General features: G+C 63.7%; 12 protein-coding genes. 1 reads left to right on the forward strand and 11 read right to left on the reverse strand.

The window, feature by feature from the left end:
• Positions 1–362 precede the first annotated feature (362 nt).
• Positions 363–1,601 (forward strand): FAD-dependent oxidoreductase, encoded by a 1,239-nt coding sequence (locus ACXJMY_RS04815; protein ID WP_456618168.1) that lies wholly within the window; start codon positions 363–365, stop codon positions 1,599–1,601.
• Here ACXJMY_RS04815 and ACXJMY_RS04820 read toward each other — a convergent pair.
• From ACXJMY_RS04820 to secE, 11 genes are all read right to left on the reverse strand, one after another.
• Entirely contained in the window at positions 1,529–3,547 is a 2,019-nt protein-coding gene (locus ACXJMY_RS04820) for an ABC transporter ATP-binding protein (protein WP_456618169.1), read from the reverse strand. The genes ACXJMY_RS04815 and ACXJMY_RS04820 overlap by 73 nt on opposite strands.
• Before the next feature lie 132 nt (positions 3,548–3,679).
• Positions 3,680–5,740: an FAD-dependent oxidoreductase gene (locus tag ACXJMY_RS04825; RefSeq protein WP_456618170.1), complete on the reverse strand. Its 2,061-nt coding sequence runs from the start codon at positions 5,738–5,740 to the stop codon at positions 3,680–3,682.
• A 192-nt stretch (positions 5,741–5,932) separates the two neighbouring features.
• Positions 5,933–10,129 (reverse strand): DNA-directed RNA polymerase subunit beta', encoded by a 4,197-nt coding sequence (gene rpoC, locus ACXJMY_RS04830; protein WP_456618171.1) that lies wholly within the window; start codon positions 10,127–10,129, stop codon positions 5,933–5,935.
• Positions 10,130–10,258: 129 nt separating this feature from the next.
• A complete protein-coding gene (gene rpoB, locus ACXJMY_RS04835) occupies positions 10,259–14,377 on the reverse strand; it encodes a DNA-directed RNA polymerase subunit beta (protein ID WP_456618172.1) in 4,119 nt (1,372 codons plus the stop codon).
• A 501-nt stretch (positions 14,378–14,878) separates the two neighbouring features.
• Positions 14,879–15,256 carry a 50S ribosomal protein L7/L12 gene (rplL, locus tag ACXJMY_RS04840; RefSeq protein ID WP_200499672.1) on the reverse strand — a complete coding sequence of 126 codons (378 nt, stop codon included), beginning with the start codon at positions 15,254–15,256 and terminating at the stop codon, positions 14,879–14,881.
• Positions 15,257–15,310: 54 nt separating this feature from the next.
• Positions 15,311–15,829, reverse strand: coding sequence for a 50S ribosomal protein L10 (gene rplJ / locus ACXJMY_RS04845; RefSeq protein WP_456618173.1), 519 nt, complete (start codon positions 15,827–15,829; stop codon positions 15,311–15,313).
• A gap of 577 nt (positions 15,830–16,406) precedes the next feature.
• Positions 16,407–17,360, reverse strand: coding sequence for a 2-hydroxyacid dehydrogenase (locus ACXJMY_RS04850; protein ID WP_456618174.1), 954 nt, complete (start codon positions 17,358–17,360; stop codon positions 16,407–16,409).
• Positions 17,361–17,452: 92 nt separating this feature from the next.
• Positions 17,453–18,145, reverse strand: a complete 693-nt coding sequence (rplA, locus tag ACXJMY_RS04855) for a 50S ribosomal protein L1 (protein ID WP_456618175.1) — start codon at positions 18,143–18,145, stop codon at positions 17,453–17,455.
• Between the two features lie 6 nt (positions 18,146–18,151).
• Positions 18,152–18,580, reverse strand: coding sequence for a 50S ribosomal protein L11 (gene rplK, locus ACXJMY_RS04860; protein ID WP_128933125.1), 429 nt, complete (start codon positions 18,578–18,580; stop codon positions 18,152–18,154).
• A gap of 136 nt (positions 18,581–18,716) precedes the next feature.
• Complete coding sequence (gene nusG, locus ACXJMY_RS04865) at positions 18,717–19,274, reverse strand: transcription termination/antitermination protein NusG (RefSeq protein WP_015685389.1); 558 nt, start codon at positions 19,272–19,274, stop codon at positions 18,717–18,719.
• Complete coding sequence (gene secE / locus ACXJMY_RS04870; RefSeq protein WP_007611620.1) at positions 19,274–19,465, reverse strand: preprotein translocase subunit SecE; 192 nt, start codon at positions 19,463–19,465, stop codon at positions 19,274–19,276. The genes nusG and secE overlap by 1 nt, the downstream gene beginning before the upstream one ends.
• Positions 19,466–19,637 lie beyond the last annotated feature (172 nt).

Genomic DNA, 19,637 nt, shown 5'->3' on the forward strand with positions numbered 1-19,637 from the left:
CTATAAGCGACAGCGTTTGAGCAGCATTCGTCGAGGTTGGTGCCTGCCAAGCGCCCCAAGGGGGTCAGGCAGGTGCTCCGTACCGACGTTGGCGATGCTCACCGCCTGTCGTTAAGTGAGGCGCTTTCTATAAGTGGGAGTCGGTCAAGTCAAGGCGAAACGACAGTCACAAAGCGCTTCTCGCGCCTGTAGAAATCGCCTCTTTGCCGCCCTCACAGCACTTCCCCGATATGGCAACGGAGCGACGGTTCCGCTAGCCCAAACACGATTTATACCCGGGCGAAATATACTTTTATAACCAATGCTAAGGCTTTTTTTCCTGTTGATGCGTCAATCTGACGCCTTCGGCGGAGATTAGCGCCATGCGGTACACCGACATTGCCATTATCGGCGGCGGACTTTCCGGCTCGACCGCCGCCGCAATGCTCGGTCGCGCCGGCATTTCGACCGTGCTGATCGATCCGCATGAGACCTATCCGGCCGATTTTCGCGTCGAAAAACTCAGCGGTCAGGTGCAGGTCGAGCGATTCTTGCGGACCGGAATCGGAGAATCGGTGCTGCGCCGCGCCACTTTTGCCGGCGAGAACTGGATCGCGCGATTCGGTCGCCTGCTCGACAAGGCGCCGAGCCGGCAGTTCAACATCCTCTACGATTCCCTGGTCAACGCCGTCCGCGACGAAATCCCCGACACGGTCGAGCGCATCTGCGCCAAGGCCCTGTCGGTCGAGACCAGTCCGGAGCGGCAGAAGGTCGTGCTCTCCAACGACGAGACGGTCTCGGCCCGCCTGGTCGTGCTCGCCAACGGCCTGAATGTCGGCCTGCGCCACCAGCTCGGCATCGCGCGCAAGGTCATCAGCGCCTGCCATTCGATCTCGATCGGATTCGACGTGGTGCCCGCCGGACGAACATCGTTCGGCTTCCCGTCCCTGACCTATTTTTCGGAGCGGCCGAGCGACCGCATTCCCTATATCTGCATGTTTCCGATCGGCCCGCGGATGCGCGCCAATTTGTTCGTCTACCGCGATTTCGACGATCCCTGGTTGCGCGAGCTGCGCCGCGCGCCGGCCGAGACGCTGGATGCCGCGCTGCCGCGGCTGAAGCACATCACCGGCCGCTTCGACATCCCCGGCGAGATGAAGATCCGCCCGGTCGATCTCTATGTGAACGATGCCCGCGGCCAGCCCGGCCTCGTGCTGGTGGGCGACGCGTTTTCGACCTCCTGCCCCGTCGCCGGCACCGGCTGCGACAAGGTGTTCACCGACGTCGAGCGGCTCTGCAACGTCTACGTCCCGCGATGGCTCGCCTCCGACGGGATGGATACGGGCAAGACCGCCGCCTTCTACGACGATCCGGTCAAGCGGGCCTGCGATGAATGGTCGGCGGCGAAGGCGTTCGACTTCCGCTCAGTCTCGATCGACACCAGCTCCTATTGGACGGCGCAGCGCTGGGCGCGCTTCATCGCCTGGTCGGCTCAGGGGCTGTTGCGGCCGCTTGGAGGAGCACTCGATCTGGAGCCGAACTTCCTCGGTCACTCCTTCTCGTCGTCCTCGTCCTCATCATCCTCGTTATCGTCTTCATCCTCGTCGTCATCGTCGGCGTGAGCCGCGGCGCCATGCGGCTGGTGGATCTGGTCGTTCCACAGCGAGCGATAGGTGCCGTTCTTCGCCAGCAGCTCGGCATGCGAGCCGCGCTCGATCGCCCTGCCCCCTGAAATCACGATGATCTCGTCCATCTCGACCACCGAGGTCAGGCGGTGGGTCGACCAGATCATGGTGCGGCCCTTGGCGACCTTCAGCAGCGTGCGGTTGATCGCGGCCTCCGTGGTCTGGTCCAGCGCCGACGTCGCCTCGTCGAGCAGCAGCACGGAAGGATTACGGATGATCGCGCGTGCAATCGCGATGCGCTGGCGCTGGCCGCCCGACAGGGTGTCACCGCGCTCGCCGACCGGCGTGTCGTATCGCTGCGGCAAGCTCATGATGTAGCGGTGGATCTCGGCCTTCTTGGCGGCCTCCTCCACCTCCTCGTCGGTCGCGCCCTCCTTGCCGAGGCGGATGTTCTCGCGGATCGACATGTTGAACAGCATGTTCTCCTGGAACACGACCGCCATGCTCCGGCGCAGCGAATCCAGCGTCACCTTGCGGACATCGACGCCGTCGATGGTGACGCGCCCCTCGTCGGGCACGTAGAGCCGCAGGATCAAATTGAGCAGCGTGCTCTTGCCGGAGCCTGAGGGGCCAACGATGGCGATGCGCTTGCCGACATCGAGCTTGAGGCTGAGATTGTCCAGCACCGGCGTCTGGCTGCCTTCGTACTGGAATGTCACGCGGTCGAAGGTGATGTCGTGGGTGATGCGCGGCAAGTCCGGCGCGCCGGGGCGATCGGCGCTGCGCGTCGGCTCGTCGAGCAGTTCCTGGATGTGACGGATCGCGGCGGCCGAGGAGATCGACACCGGGACGAAATGCATCACATGGGCGATATTGTAGGAGACCTCCCAGAACGCGCTCTCGAAGGTGACGAAGGTGCCGATGGTGATCTGGCCCTTGGTTGCCAGATAGGCGCCGATCGCCAGCACCACGAGGTGCAAGAGCAGCACCGAGATCGTGACTGTCCGCTCCACCATGGTCGACAGGAACGCGGCTGAGGCCATCCTGTTACGGGTCTCATCGTTACGGAAGGTGAAGAAGCCGAACATCCTGCGTTGCAGGCTGAACGCCTTGATCACGGCCTGCGCCGCCACGTTCTCCTGCACCATGCCGAGCAGCGCGGACTCGTTGAGCTTCTGCTCGTAGTTCGCCTGCACCGCCTTCGGCGTCAGCATGCGCGGCCCGATCAGCGTGATCGGGAACACCAGCAGCGCAACCACCGCGAGCTGCCAGTTCAAAAAGAACATCAGGATAATGCCGGCGATCAACTCCAGGAACGGCAGCGCCGCGCTGTTGGCGAAGGTCTTGACCGAACCCTCGAAGGCCGCGAGGTCGACCGAGAAACGCGACAGGATCTCGCCGCGCTTGGTGCGGCCGAAATAGGCCGCCGGCAGGTCCTGGACGTGCTCGAACAGACGTTTGCGGACGTCGGAGATGATGCAGGCCGCGAGCCGCGCGTCCCAGCGCTCGTACCAGACCGCGACGATCGAGGTGAAGATTCCGGCGACCGCGAGCACGCCGAGGATCTTGTAGAGGGCCTGGAAGTCCTCCTCGCCGAGCGCGTCGTCGATCAGGAACTTCAGGCTGAGCGGCATGATGACGTTGAACAACGTCTCGACAACGACGCCGAACGCCACGAATGACAGCATTCGCTTGTAGTTCGTCAGATAGGGTTTGACGAAGCCCAGGATGGTCGCGAGCGCGCCGGCGGCTTCGCGCGCGGTAAAGACGACGAGGTCCTCGTCCTCATCGTCGTCGTCGAGCTCCAGCTCGTCGTCCTCGCCCTCGTCGTCCTCGTCGTCTTCCAGCTCGGGCTTGTCGCCGGCCACGAGCTTGTCCTTGAGCTCGGCCGCCTCTTCCGTAGCGAGCTTCTGTTTGTCGGGCGAGAGAGGCTTGGACGCCATGAAACCAACCGATGCTGACGGCCGGCATGACCGCAGAGAAAGCAGGGAAATAGCGGCAGCCGCTATCGCATCGATTCTATGCGATCAGGATCAATTCGGCAAAGCAATTGGCGAATTGATCCGATCCCGCGGCTAGTCCTCGTCCTCGTTCTCGACCTTGTCGAAGAAGGAATAACGCAGGCTGTCGGCGTCGGCGTACCACTGGCCCGGGCCCTTGTTGGCCGCGAGCGTCGCCTCCCAGAGCGCATCCGTGCAGTCCTTGCGGTGCATCGACAGATCGAAGCCGTTGCCGAAGAACAGTTCCGACCATTCCCACCAGGTGCCGAGCTTCTTGACGCCGCGCAGCAGGTCGTAGCGGTCGATCAGCGCAGGCGCCATGTCCGAGGTGATCGAGCCGAACACGAGGCCGGTCTTGACCACGCGGTTCAACTCCCGGATGGCGCGGACCACCTGCTTCGGGGAAACGTGGCAGAGGCTGGTCTCGAACACGAAGTCGAACGCACCGTCCTTGAACGGCATGTCGAGGATCGAGCCGAGCTTGTTGTACTTCTTCAGCGCCTTCGGCGTCCTGGCGTGAATTGCACGGTTGTTCTCGATGCCGAAGGCGTCGATGCCGCGCTCGCGCAGCGCGCCGACCAGCTCGCCGCTGGCCGAGCCCGCGACCAGCAGCCTGGCGCCCTTGGCCTTGCCCCAGACGATGCCGATCAGCTTTGTGAGATAGTCGGGATCCGTGAAGTGCTGCCACGCCTCGCCGTAAGGACCCTGGCCGCGATAGTTCTCAAAATAGCCGCGGTCGATCTTGTCGGAGAGCGGCTTGTCGCCCTGCGCGTGCTCGCGGCGCAGGCGCATMATCTCGGTCAGGATGATGTCGGTGGCCGCATCCGAGGAGTCGAGCAGGCCGTTCAGCGTGGAATCGAACAGATAGTCGCCGACCAGCACGATGCCGGGATGCTCCTTCGGCTCCGGCCGGTGATTGGTCATGACGTCGCGCACGGGCAGACCGCCCGGAATCGCGTTGACCGACGACAGCCAGCGGTGGATCTTGCCTTCCAGAAAATGCGCGCGCGCATCGCCCAGCGAAGCCGGCAGCGATTTCAGCGCGGCATCGATCAGTTCCTGATCCGACAAATTGGCGAAGGCGAGCGCGTCGGAGCCGGGAATGAGCCAGTTCAGCACGCCGTGCTTGCCGACGTCGTGGCGCGCGCCCTCATTGTAGACGCAGCAGCCGCCGAAGGCTTCCGACATGAACCAGGCGCCGGCGATCCTGTCGCCCCAGAACGGCGTATCGAACAGGATCGACACGCGCAGATAGTGCGCGGGACGGTCGAAATACGACACGTGCTTGACCATCGACTTGCGGAGCTGCTCGCCTTCCCAGCCGACGGTCGCAAGCCATGAATGCGGCAGGCAGACCAGCACCAGGTCGAAGTCGCGCGTCTCCGGCCCCTTGCCGTTCATCATCTTGAGCTGATAGCGGCCGGTCGGCGCCTTGCCGACGGCGAGCACGCGGTGATTGAGCTGGATGTCGGCATTCACCTCTGACTGCAGGCATTCGATGATCTGCTCGTTGCCGTTCTGGATGGAGTAGAGGCCGATATAGCCGTCGACATCCATCAAATAGTTCTTGAGCGCGTTGAGCCCGTTGGTGTTATGGCTCTCGGTGGCGATGTCGGAGCGGGCCATCACCTTGAAGAAGCGCTTGGCCGTGTCGTCCTCGACCTCCTCGTCGAGCACCTGCTCGGCGGTCTTGTAGGCCCAGGGGTTCTCGTTGTCGTGCGCACCGACGCCTTCGTAATATTCGACCGGCGACATCTGTTCGGCGCAGCGCGCGCGGAACGCCTCGATCGCCGCCGCAGTCTTGGCGCCGTATTTGCGGCGCATGCCCGCCACGTCGTCGAGCAGCTCGCCGCCGAACTGCACCTGTTCCGCGTCCATCGGAATGGTCTGCAAACCGAAATGCTGGATCAGCTCGCGCAGCGGGTCGGGCCCGGTCATCGAGTAGTCGTAGATCTCGGCGACGCCGGCCTCGTACATCGCGGGCGCGGAATCGAATTTGCGCGTGACGATCTTGCCGCCGAGCCGGTCGGACGCCTCATAGATGGTGACGCGGCAGAGATCGCCGAGCTTACGCTTCAGATACCAGGCGCTCATCAGCCCGCCGGGGCCGCCGCCTACGATTGCGAGGTCAAGCATATCAGTTCCGTGGTCTCCGGCCCTGCCCCCGTCACGGGACCACCGGTCTAAGCTCCCATAACAGAAGCGCTTTTCAGGCTGAAGGAAAGATGAACAAAGGTCGATCCTGCATCGCAGCAAGCAAACAAAGCAGCAAAAAGGCCGGCTTACGCCGGCCTTTTCAGTGTCCTCGGTATTCCTACGGATGAGCCATCATTCCGCGGGCGGCAGCGCCATCGGCTCGACTTCCGGCGCGGGCGGCACCACGGCCGCCTGCTTCTCGCGCTCGTCGAGGATCAGCTTGTCGCGCTTCATGGCGACTTCGCGGATCTTGGCCATGGAGGCGCCGGTGCCCGCCGGGATCAGCCGGCCGACAATGACGTTCTCCTTGAGGCCCTCGAGCGGGTCGACCTTGCCGTTGACCGCCGCTTCCGTGAGGACGCGCGTGGTCTCCTGGAACGAGGCCGCCGAGAAGAACGAGCGGGTCTGGAGGCTCGCCTTGGTGATGCCGAGCAGAACCGGCGTTCCCGTGGCGATCTTCTTGCCCTCTTCCTTGGCCTTCTCGTTGAGCTGGTCGAACTCGATCTTGTCGACCTGCTCGCCCGAGATCATGTCCGTGTCGCCCTGGTCGGTGACTTCCACCTTCTGGAGCATCTGACGGACAATCACCTCGATGTGCTTGTCGTTGATGAGCACGCCCTGGAGCCGGTAGACCTCCTGGATCTCGTTGACCAGATAGGCCGCGAGCTCCTCGATGCCCTTGACCGCCAGGATGTCGTGCGGCGCCGGGTTGCCTTCCACGATGAAGTCGCCCTTTTCGACGACGTCGCCGTCCTGAAGGTGGATGTGCTTGCCCTTCGGGATCAGGTACTCGCGCGGCTCGTCGGTCTTGTCCATCGGCTCGATCGAGATGCGACGCTTGTTCTTGTAGTCGCGCCCGAACCGGATGGTGCCCGCGATTTCGGCGATGATCGCCGCATCCTTCGGACGCCGTGCCTCGAACAGTTCCGCCACCCGCGGCAGACCGCCGGTGATGTCACGCGTCTTGGCGCTTTCGGTCGAGACACGGGCGAGGATGTCGCCCGCCTGGACCTTGGCTCCGACGTCGACCGACAGAATGCCGTCGACCGACAGCATGTAGCGGGCATCGCCGCCACGGGCGAGCTTGAGGACCTTGCCGTCCTTGCCCTTGATCACGATGGCCGGACGCAGGTCCGCGCCGCCGCGCTGCGAGCGCCAGTCGATGACCACGCGCTTGGCGATACCGGTGGCCTCGTCCAGCGTTTCCGAGATCGACTGCCCCTCGACCAGATCCTCGAAGCCGATGGTGCCTTCGACCTCGGTGAGGAGCGGACGGGTGTAGGGATCCCACTCGGCGATGCGCTGGCCGCGCTTGACGGTGTCGCCCTCGTCGACATGCAGGCGCGAACCGTACTGGATACGGTGCGTCGCACGCTCGGTGCCGTCGGCATCGACGATCGCCACCACCATGTTGCGCACCATCGCGACCAGATGGCCTTCGCTGTTGCGGGCGATGGCCTTGTTCCGGATCACGATCTTGCCGTCGAAGTTGGATTCGACGAACGACTGCTCGTTGAGCTGCGCCGCACCGCCGATGTGGAAGGTGCGCATGGTGAGCTGGGTGCCCGGCTCGCCGATCGACTGCGCCGCGATGACGCCGACCGCTTCACCGTGGTTGACGGGCGTGCCGCGAGCGAGATCGCGGCCGTAGCACTTGCCACAGATGCCGTTGACGAGCTCGCAGGTCAGCGCCGAGCGGATCTTCACCTCCTGGACGCCGCCCTGGTGGATGGCATCCAGATGGCTCTCTTCCATCAGCGTACCGCGCTTGATGATCACCTTGCCCGAGCTGTCACGCACGTCTTCGCAGGCCGTGCGTCCGAGGATGCGCGAGCCGAGCGAAGCGACCACGGTGCCGGCATCGACGATGGCGCGCATCTTGATGCCGAGCTTGGTGCCGCAATCGTCCTGCGTGATGATGCAGTCCTGCGCCACGTCGACCAGACGCCGCGTCAGGTAGCCGGAGTTCGCGGTCTTCAACGCGGTGTCCGCGAGGCCCTTGCGGGCGCCGTGGGTCGAGTTGAAGTACTCGAGCACCGAGAGGCCTTCCTTGAAGTTCGAGATGATCGGCGTCTCGATGATCTCGCCCGACGGCTTGGCCATCAGGCCGCGCATGCCGGCGAGCTGGCGCATCTGCGCCGGCGAACCACGCGCACCGGAGTGCGCCATCATGTAGATCGAGTTGATGTCGGCGTCGGCTCCGCTCGCCGTCTTCTTGGTGGAGGAGATCTCCTTCATCATCGCCTTGGCGATTTCCTCGGTCGCCTTCGACCAGGCGTCGACGACCTTGTTGTACTTCTCGCCATGGGTGATCAGACCGTCGTTGTACTGCTGCTCGAAATCCTTCGCCAGCGTACGGGTGGTATCGACGATCTTCCACTTGGAGTGCGGCACGACCATGTCGTCCTTGCCGAACGAGATGCCGGCCTTGAACGCGTTGTAGAAGCCGAGCGCCATGATGCGGTCGCAGAAGATCACCGTCTCCTTCTGGCCGCAGTGGCGGTAGACCTGGTCGATGACGCCCGAGATCTCGCGCTTGGTCATCAGCTTGTTGATGATCTCGTACGAAATCCTCGGGTTCTTCGGCAGCAGATTGCCGAGCATGACGCGACCCGCGGTGGTCTCGATCCAGCGCTTGGAGACCTTGCCGGTCTCATCCATGCCTTCCCACCGATACTTGATCTTGGTGTGGAGGTGGATGACCTTCGCATGCAGGGCATGCTCGAGCTCCGCCATCTCGCCGAAGATCTTGCCCTCGCCGGGCAGGCCTTCGCGCATGATCGAGACGTAGTAGAGACCGAGCACGATGTCCTGCGACGGCACGATGATCGGCTGGCCGTTCGCCGGGTGCAGGATGTTGTTGGTCGACATCATCAGGACGCGCGCTTCCAGCTGCGCTTCGAGCGACAGCGGAACGTGCACGGCCATCTGGTCGCCGTCGAAGTCGGCGTTGAACGCGGCGCAGACCAGCGGATGGAGCTGGATCGCCTTGCCCTCGATCAGCACGGGCTCGAACGCCTGGATGCCGAGACGATGCAGGGTCGGTGCGCGGTTGAGCAGCACCGGATGCTCGCGGATCACCTCGTCCAGGATGTCCCAGACCTCGGGCCGCTCCTTCTCGACCAGCTTCTTCGCCTGCTTCACGGTCGTGGACAGGCCCTTGGCGTCAAGCCGCGAATAGATGAACGGCTTGAACAGCTCCAGCGCCATCTTCTTCGGCAGGCCGCACTGATGCAGGCGCAGCTCGGGACCGACCACGATCACCGAACGGCCCGAATAGTCGACGCGCTTGCCGAGCAGGTTCTGACGGAAGCGGCCCTGCTTGCCCTTGAGCATGTCGGCGAGCGACTTCAGCGGGCGCTTGTTGGCACCCGTGATGACGCGGCCGCGGCGGCCGTTGTCGAACAGCGCGTCGACCGCCTCCTGAAGCATGCGCTTCTCGTTGCGGATGATGATGTCGGGCGCCCGCAGCTCCATCAGCCGCTTCAAGCGGTTGTTGCGGTTGATGACGCGGCGGTAGAGGTCGTTGAGGTCCGAGGTCGCGAAGCGGCCGCCGTCCAGCGGCACCAGCGGACGCAGGTCCGGCGGGATCACCGGGACCACGGTCAGGATCATCCATTCCGGCTTGTTGCCGGAGTGGCGGAACGCCTCGACGATCTTCAGCCGCTTGGCGAGCTTCTTGTGCTTGATGTCGGAGTCGGTCTCGTGCATCTCCGCGCGCAGGGACACCTCGAGCTTCTCGAGGTCCATGCCCTTGAGCAGCTCGCGGATCGCTTCCGCGCCGATCATGGCGGTGAAGGAATCCTGGCCGTACTCGTCCTGCGCCTTCAGATACTCGTCTTCCGACAGCAGCTGGCGGTCCTTCAGCGCGGTGAGGCCCGGCTCCAGCACGACGTAATATTCGAAGTAGAGGATCCGCTCGAGATCCTTCAGCGTCATGTCGAGCAGGAGGCCGATGCGCGAGGGCAGCGACTTCAGGAACCAGATGTGGGCGACCGGAGCCGCGAGCTCGATATGGCCCATGCGCTCGCGCCGGACGCGCGACAGCGTGACCTCGACCGAGCACTTCTCGCAGATGATGCCCTTGTACTTCATGCGCTTGTACTTGCCGCACAAGCACTCGTAATCCTTGATGGGCCCGAAGATGCGCGCGCAGAACAGGCCGTCGCGCTCGGGCTTGAAGGTGCGGTAGTTGATGGTCTCCGGCTTCTTGATCTCGCCGTAGGACCAGGACAGAATCTTCTCGGGGGACGCGATCGAGATCCGGATCTGGTCGAAGACCTGAGCCGGAGTCGTCGGGTTAAAAAGATTCATAATCTCTTGGTTCATCGTCTTCTCCTCGCGTGCCGGTCGCCTCCGGCAGCAAATTCGAAAATCACTTTGCGGGGCGCCCTGCCCTCGAGGCTCGGGGGACGGGGCGCCGATGCCCGGCCGTTCAGGCCGGGCATGAGGGTCGTATTACTCGGCCGCTTCCGACGTCGGCGCCGGTCCCACCTTGGAATTGTGCAGGTCGACGTTGAGGCCGAGCGAGCGCATTTCCTTGACCAGCACGTTGAACGATTCCGGAATACCGGCCTCGAACGTGTCGTCGCCGCGGACGATCGCCTCGTACACCTTGGTACGGCCGGCGACGTCGTCCGACTTCACGGTCAGCATCTCCTGGAGCGTGTAGGCCGCGCCGTAAGCTTCGAGCGCCCACACCTCCATTTCGCCGAAGCGCTGGCCACCGAACTGCGCCTTGCCGCCCAGCGGCTGCTGGGTGACGAGCGAGTACGGACCGATCGAACGCGCGTGGATCTTGTCGTCGACCAGATGGTGCAGCTTGAGCATGTAGATGTAGCCCACCGTCACCTTGCGATCGAACGGATCGCCGGTGCGGCCGTCATAGACGGTCGACTGACCCGAAGCGTCGAGACCGGCAAGCTTCAGCATCTCCTCGATGTCGGCTTCCTTGGCACCGTCGAACACCGGCGTCGCGATCGGCACGCCGTGGCTCAAATTGCGGCCGAGCTCGATCAGTTCGCCGTCGTTGAGCGATTTGATCGTCTCGTCCTCGCCGTAGACCTTCTTCAAGGTCTCCTTCAGCGGCCTGATGTCCTGCTTCGACAGATACGCATCGACCGTCTGGCCGATACGCTTGCCGAGGCCGGCGCAAGCCCAGCCGAGATGCGTCTCGAGGATCTGTCCGACGTTCATGCGCGACGGCACGCCCAGCGGATTGAGCACGATGTCGGCATGGGTACCGTCCTCCAGGAACGGCATGTCCTCGATCGGCACGATCTTCGACACCACGCCCTTGTTGCCGTGGCGGCCGGCCATCTTGTCGCCGGGCTGGATCTTGCGCTTCACCGCGACGAAGACCTTGACCATCTTCATCACGCCGGGCGGCAATTCGTCACCGCGCTGAAGCTTCTCGACCTTGTCGAGGAAGCGCTGCTCGAGCCCCTTCTTCGACTCGTCGTACTGCTTCCGCATGGCCTCGATCTCGGCCATCAGCTTGTCGTTGGGCGAAGCGAACAGCCACCACTGCGACTTCGGATACTCCTCGAGCACCGCACGGGTGATCTTGGTGTCCTTCTTGAAGCCCTTCGGACCCGCGATGCCCTGCCGCCCCTCGAGCAGCTCGGCAAGACGGTTGTAGACGTTGCGGTCCAGGATCGCCTGCTCGTCGTCGCGGTCCTTGGCCAGACGCTCGATCTCTTCCCGCTCGATCGCCAGCGCACGCTCGTCCTTGTCGACGCCGTGCCGGTTGAACACGCGCACTTCGACGATGGTGCCCTGCACGCCCGGAGGCACGCGCAGCGAGGTGTCGCGGACGTCGGAGGCCTTCTCGCCGAAGATGGCGCGCAGAAGCTTCTCTTCCGGCGTCATCGGGCTTTCACCCTTCGGCGTGATCTTGCCGACCAGGATGTCGCCGGCGCGCACTTCCGCGCCGATGTAGACGATGCCGGCTTCGTCGAGGTTCTTCAGCGCTTCTTCCGAGACGTTCGGAATGTCGCGGGTGATTTCCTCAGGGCCCAGCTTGGTGTCGCGGGCCATCACCTCGAACTCCTCGATGTGGATCGAGGTGAAGACGTCTTCCTTCACGATCCGCTCGGAGAGCAGGATCGAGTCTTCGAAGTTGTAGCCGTTCCACGGCATGAACGCGACCAGCACGTTACGGCCGAGCGCGAGCTCGCCGAGATCGGTCGACGGACCGTCGGCGATGATGTCGCCCTTCTTGACGATGTCGCCGACCTTCACCAGCGGACGCTGGTTGATGCAGGTCGACTGGTTGGAGCGCTGGTACTTCATCAGCCGGTAGATATCGACGCCCGACTTGGTCGGATCGAGATCCTCGGTGGCACGGATGACGACGCGGGTGGCGTCGATCTGGTCGATCACGCCCGAACGGCGCGCCGCGATCGCGGCGCCCGAGTCACGGGCCACGACGCCTTCCATGCCGGTGCCGACGAACGGCGCCTCGGCGCGAACCAGCGGCACCGCCTGGCGCTGCATGTTCGAGCCCATCAGCGCGCGGTTGGCGTCGTCGTTCTCGAGGAACGGAATCAGCGCCGCGGCCACCGAAACGAGCTGCTTCGGCGACACGTCCATGTAGTCGACCTTGTCCGGCGTCACCGGCAGCACTTCGCCGGCGTGACGGCAGACCACGAGGTCTTCGGTGAAGCGGCCCTTCGGGTCGAGCGGCACGTTGGCCTGCGCGACCGTGTAGCGGCCCTCTTCCATCGCCGAGAGGTACACGACCTCGTCGGTGACGCGGCCGTCCTTGACCTTGCGATAAGGCGTCTCGACGAAGCCGTACTTGTTGACGCGCGCGAAGGTGGCGAGCGAGTTGATCAGGCCGATGTTCGGACCTTCCGGCGTCTCGATCGGGCAGATGCGGCCGTAATGCGTCGGATGCACGTCGCGCACCTCGAAGCCGGCACGCTCGCGGGTCAGACCGCCCGGTCCAAGCGCCGAGAGACGGCGCTTGTGGGTGATCTCCGACAGCGGGTTGGTCTGGTCCATGAACTGCGAGAGCTGCGAGGAGCCGAAGAACTCGCGCACGGCGGCAGCCGCCGGCTTGGCGTTGATCAGGTCCTGCGGCATGACCGTGTCGATGTCGACCGAGGACATGCGCTCCTTGATCGCGCGCTCCATGCGGAGCAGGCCGATGCGGTACTGGTTCTCCATGAGCTCGCCGACCGAACGCACACGGCGGTTGCCGAGATGGTCGATGTCGTCGATCTCGCCCTTGCCGTCGCGCAGGTCGACCAGCGTCTTGATGACGGAGAGGATGTCTTCCTTGCGCAGCGTGCGCTGGGTGTCGGGCGCATCGAGGTCGAGGCGCATGTTCATCTTGACGCGGCCGACCGCGGAGAGGTCGTAGCGCTCGGCGTCGAAGAACAGCGACTGGAACATCGCCTGCGCCGAATCCAGCGTCGGCGGCTCGCCCGGACGCATCACGCGGTAGATGTCGAACAGCGCGTCCTCGCGCGTCATGTTCTTGTCGGCCGAGAGCGTGTTGCGGATATAGGCGCCGACATTGACGTGGTCGATGTCGAGCAGCGGCAGCTCCTTGTAGCCCTGCTCGTTGAGGGCCTTCATGGACTTGTCGGTGATCTCTTCACCGGCTTCCGCGTGGATCTCGCCGGTCTTGGGGTTGACGAGGTCCTCGGCGAGGTAGTTGCCGACGAGCTCCTCATCCGACAGCCGCAGCGCCTTCAGGCCCTTCTCCTGCATCTGACGCGCACCGCGCACCGTGAGCTTCTTGCCGGCCTCGAGCACGACCTTGCCGGTGTCGGCGTCGATCAGGTCGTTGATGGTCGAGTAACCGCGGAAACGGTTGGCGTCGAACGGAACGCGCCAGCCTTCCTTGGTCCGCTTGTAGAGGATCTTCTTGTAGAACGTGCTGAGGATCGCCTCGCCGTCCAGGCCGAGGGCGAACATCAGCGACGTCACCGGCAGCTTGCGGCGACGGTCGATACGCGCATAGACGATGTCCTTGGCGTCGAACTCGATGTCGAGCCATGAACCGCGATACGGGATCACGCGGGCGGCGAACAGCAGCTTGCCCGAGGAGTGGGTCTTGCCCTTGTCGTGGTCGAAGAACACGCCGGGCGAACGGTGCATCTGCGAGACGATGACGCGCTCGGTGCCGTTGACGATGAAGGTGCCGTTCATCGTCATGAGCGGGATGTCGCCCATGTAGACGTCCTGCTCCTTGATGTCCTTCACCGACTTCGCGCCGGTTTCCTCGTCGATATCGAACACGATGAGGCGCAGCGTCACCTTCAGGGGCGCAGCGAAGGTCATGCCGCGCTGGCGGCACTCGTCGACGTCGTATTTCGGCGGTTCGAACTCGTAGCGGACGAATTCCAGCATCGAGGTGCCCGAGAAATCCGAGATCGGGAACACCGAGCGGAACACCGCCTGCAAGCCCTCATCCGCTCGCCCGCCCTGGGGTTCGTCGACCATCAGGAACTGGTCATAGGACGCCTTCTGAACCTCGATGAGGTTCGGCATCTCGGCGACTTCCTTGATGTGTCCGAAGAACTTGCGAACGCGTTTGCGACCGGTGAATGTCTGCTGCGCCATCGTGGCCTCTCATTTCGTCGCCCGCTCTGGGCGCGCCGTCCGGGACGCAGCTGCCGCCGCTCCCCGGGTTGAATTTTTCGAACCCGTTTTTGGGGGCCGGAGACCCAGTTTCAGGCGGGAATGTCCTGAATCTGTTCTTCAGACCTTCAAAACGCAAAACGACGCGCGGGGCGCAGTGGCGCGCCCGCCCGTCACAACGATCGTCTTCACGGACTGCAAAAGCCCGAAATAGCCTGCTCTCCCAACGGCTTACAGGGAAATCCGGCTTCCCCGCCACCGCGCTTTCGTGCTGCCGACCCGATATGGGGCGACAATAGTGGAGATTCGAGGGGTAAACCCTCAAATCCCCACACTTTTTCGTGTTCGGCCTGCGTCGGGACGTTCCGTCGCACGCCTTTTGCATCCAACCCGCCGCTCCAGGCCTTTCGGCCACCGTCGCTACGGCTCGGGATCCCGGGTCCCGCTGTCGCTGCCCCGGGATCTCGCGCAAGCAAGCTTGGCTTACTTGAGCTCGACCTTCGCGCCAGCCTTCTCGAGCTGGACCTTGATCTTGTCGGCCTCGTCCTTGTTCACGCCTTCCTTGACAGGCTTCGGCGCGCCCTCGACGAGGTCCTTTGCTTCCTTCAGGCCCAGGCCGGTGATGGCGCGGACTTCCTTGATGACCTCGATCTTCTTGTCGCCGGCGGCGGCCAGGACGACCGTGAACTCGGTCTTCTCTTCGGCCGGAGCGGCGGCAGCGCCACCAGCAGCCGGGCCGGCCACGGCGACAGCCGCGGCAGCCGAAACGCCCCACTTCTCTTCGAGGAGCTTCGCGAGTTCGGCAGCTTCGAGCACGGTGAGGCTCGAGAGGTCGTCAACGATCTTCTGCAAGTCAGCCATTGTTCAGTTTCCTTACGTGTAAGTCTGGTTCGGGTTTGAGTTTTGCGAAGGGCGTCAGGCCGCTTCGCCCTTTGAGGCATGAGCCTGGATGACGCGCGCGAGCTTGCCCGCGGGCGCGTTGGCGAGCTGGGCCAGCTTGGTCGCCGGGGCCACGATGAGGCCGACGATCTTGGCACGCAGTTCGTCAAGCGACGGCAGCGAGGCAAGCGCCTTCACGCCGTCGACATTCAGGACGGTCTTTCCCATCGAGCCGCCGATGATGACGAACTTTTCGTTCGCCTTGGCGAAATCGATGGCGACCTTTGGCGCCGCTACCGGATCGTTCGAAGTCGCGATCACGGTCGGCCCCTTCAGCATGGGACCGATGGCAACGACGTCAGTGCCTTCAAGAGCAATTTTGGCGAGACGGTTCTTCGAGACCTTCACCGAGGCACCCGCCTGCTTCATCTGCTGGCGCAGCTTCTGCATCTGGGCAACGGTGAGGCCGGAATATTGAGCAACGACCGCGACGCTCGTGGTCTTGAAGACCTCATTGAGCTGTTCGACCGCCTCTTTTTTTGCCGCTCGTTCCACAGCAAGCTCTTTCCGGTTGGCAGTCGCCGCGAAAAGCGGGACCGCCGGGTTGCACCCATCGTCCCACCCAAACCTGAACCTCTGGGTCAAAACCCTTTGGACACGCCGGGGCGAGACAACGATTAAAGCCTGCCCTCCCGAAGCCTTTTGGGGCCTGCGGGGTGTCGAGGTCCGAACCAAACCCATTCCGCGACCGACCATACGGCTGGATGCGAAGCGAAATCCGGTCTTCACCCGTCTATGCAGGCCATGCGATTAAGCCGTTGAGAAATCGAAATTCCCCGCGGGCGCCTGCAGTCTTGGACAGGACGAGATCAGCCGGCGAACCGCCTGACCTCTGCCCGCACCCCACCAACCGATGGTTTTCCTCCCTTTTCCGGCAAATCCTTGCGGACGTCCTGAAAAGGAATGATCTCCTATCGCGTCGGGTTTTCGGAATGCGTGCACGAACGCGCCAGCCACGGCCAGCACGTCCGGAAGCGGTTCTTTAACCGCTCTCCGCGTGCTTGCCAAGAGCAAAATTCACACCAGTTCCAATCGGTGCCCGGGAGGCCCGATACGGCCCAAAAGGGCCGATTCAGGCCGCTTTGACGGCATGGGGCAGCGGCTGGCCGGCGAAAAATGCGGTCAGGTTCGCCAGCACGCAGTTCTGCATGGCGACGTGGGATTCGAGGGTGTGGCCGCCGATGTGAGGAGCGAGGACCACATTGGGCAGCGCCGTCAGCGCGTCGGGCACGTGCGGTTCCCGCTCGTAGACGTCGAGGCCGGCGCCGGCGATGGTCTTGTCGGAGAGCGCCGCAACGAGCGCCTGCTCGTCGATCACCGAGCCGCGGGAGATATTGACGACATAGCCGCCCTCCCCCAGGCGCTTGAGGATATCGGCGTTGACCAGGTGCTGGGTCTCATCGCCGGCGCGGACCGCGATCATCAGCACGCTGCACCAGTCGGCGAGCGCCTCCAGTGTCGGGAAATATTGATAGGGCAAATCGTATTTGCTGCGGCTGAAATAGCCGACCTCGCTCTCGAAGGCGGCGCAACGCGCCGCGATCTTGCGACCGATCTCGCCCATTCCGTAGACGCCGATGCGGCGGCCGGGCATCCCGGCCTGCGGCCGCATCATCGGCGACGGCTTTGAGGCCGCCCAGTCGCCGCTGCGAACATAGTGATCGGCAGCCAGGATCCGCCGCGTCGTCGCGAGCATCAGGGTCATCGCGATGTCGGCGACCGAGGCCGCGTTGGCCCCGGGGCTGTGGCCGACCGCGATGCCGCGCGCTGCGGCCGCCTTCAGCTCGATACCGTCATAGCCGGTGCCGTAGCAGACGATCGCGCCGAGCTTCGGAAACAGGTCCATCGCCTCCGCACCGAGCGGCGTGCCGCCGGCTGTGAGCAGCGCGCGGATGCCGCCGAGATCCTCGGCTGAAAGCACCTCCTGTGCAGGCTTGCCGCCGGTGTCCAGCAGTTCAAACCGCTCGGCGAAACGCGCCATCATCGTCTTCGGAAACCGCGAGTAGATCAGGACCTTGTCAGTCATTGTTCTTGTTTCCGGTGAACGCCGCGCCACAAATGATGAGGGGCGGAATCGGTTGCCCAATTCCGCCCCTCACCTCATGCAATTTTCAAACCTTAGCCGAGGATGGTGCCCGGCTCGACCTTCACGCCGGGACCCATGGTCGAGGACACCGCGACGCGCTGGATGTAGGTGCCCTTGGAGCCGGCCGGCTTCGCCTTGGAGACCGCGTCCGCGAGCGCCTTGATGTTTTCGACCAGCTTGTCCTCGGAGAACGAGGCCTTGCCGACGCCGGCCTGCAGGATGCCGGCCTTTTCGACGCGGAACTCGACCGAGCCGCCCTTGGCGCCCTTGACGGCGCTGGTGACGTCCATGGTCACCGTGCCGATCTTCGGGTTCGGCATCAGGCCGCGCGGGCCGAGCACCTTACCGAGACGGCCGACCAGCGGCATCATGTCGGGGGTGGCGATGCAGCGGTCGAAATCGATCGAGCCGTTCTGCACCTTCTCGACCAGGTCCTCGGCGCCGACGACGTCGGCACCGGCGGCCTTGGCTTCATCGGCCTTGGCGCCGCGGGCGAACACACCGACGCGGAGCGTCCGGCCGGTGCCGTTCGGCAGGGTGACCACGCCGCGGACCATCTGGTCGGCGTGACGGGGATCGACGCCGAGATTGATCGCGATCTCGATCGTCTCGTCGAACTTCGACTTGGCGCGCTCCTTGACCATCTTGATGGCCTCCGCGAGCGGGTAAAGCTTTTCGCGATCAACGCCTTCGCGGGCCTTCTTCAAACGCTTTCCGATTGCCATGACTGCTTACCCCGCCACTTCCAGGCCCATCGAACGGGCAGAGCCCTCGACCATCTTCATGGCCGATTCGATGCTGTCGCAATTCAAGTCCTTCATCTTCTTCTCGGCGATCTCGCGCACCTGCGCCTTGGTCACCTTGCCGGCCTTGTCACGGCCCGGCGCCTTCGAGCCGGACTGGATCTTGGCGGCCTGCTTGAGGAAGTAGGACATCGGCGGCGTCTTCATCTCGAAGGTGAAGGAACGGTCCGCATAGATGGTGATGATCACCGGGATCGGGGTGTTCTTCTCTTCCTTCTGGGTCTGGGCGTTGAACGCCTTGCAGAACTCCATGATGTTGAGACCGCGCTGACCAAGCGCGGGACCGATCGGGGGCGAGGGATTCGCCGCACCGGCCGGGACCTGAAGCTTCAGGTATCCGGTCACTTTCTTTGCCATGTATCACTCCTGTTGTGCCGGCCTGATCGGCCAGCGGTTTCAGGTTCCGTGGTTGGGATCGAGCGCGGCTGGCAACCGCCCTCTTCCTCCCACGGCCTATTGCCGCGCAAAGCCTCTCGCTTCACGCGTCGTCCGGTCAGACCTTCTCGACCTGACCGAATTCCAGTTCGACCGGCGTGGCGCGGCCGAAGATCGACACCGCGACCTTCACGCGCGAGCGCGCCTCGTCGATTTCCTCGACCACTCCCGAGAACGAGGCGAACGGGCCGTCGGCCACGCGCACGTTCTCGCCGATCTCGAACGACACCGACGCCTTCGGCCGTTCCACGCCCTCCTGCACCTGATGCAGGATGCGCATGGCCTCCGATTCCGAGATCGGCATCGGCTTGTTCTCGGCGCCGAGGAAGCCCGTGACCTTCGGCGTGTTCTTGATCAGATGGAACGCCTCGTCGGTCAGTTTCATCTTCACCAGCACATAGCCCGGGAAGAACTTGCGCTCGGCGTCGATCTTGCGGCCGCGGCGCACTTCCGTGACCTTTTCGGTCGGCACCAGCACCAGCTCGAACAGCTCCTCGAGCCCGCGCTGCTTGGCCTGCTCGCGGATCGATTCGGCGACCTTCTTCTCGAAGTTCGAATAGGCGTGGACGATGTACCAGCGCTTGTCGGACGATTGGGTTGCGGCTGCGGTTGCCATCAGTGAATGCCCAAAAGGAAGGTGATGAGGTAACGGATGATCTGGTCGGCAGCGAAGAAGAAGATCGACGCCACGGCGACCATGACGAACACCATGATGGTGGTGATCGTCGTCTCGCGGCGGGTCGGCCAGGTGACCTTGGCGGTCTCCGAGCGCACTTCCTGCAAGAATTTAAACGGGCTGACTGCCATCGTTTGATGTCCAACGTCCAGACGCGAATGAATTTCAGGGATCCGAACAGCCGCCGTTGGCCCAGCCCTCGCTTGAAGGATGAGCCGGAAACCGGGCTCGATTGTTCGGGGATTTAAAAGCCGCGCCGGATATCCGCATCTCAACGGGCCGGCTGCAGGTGGCTGGTATCTA

The organism is Bradyrhizobium sp. P5_C12, from assembly GCF_054049735.1.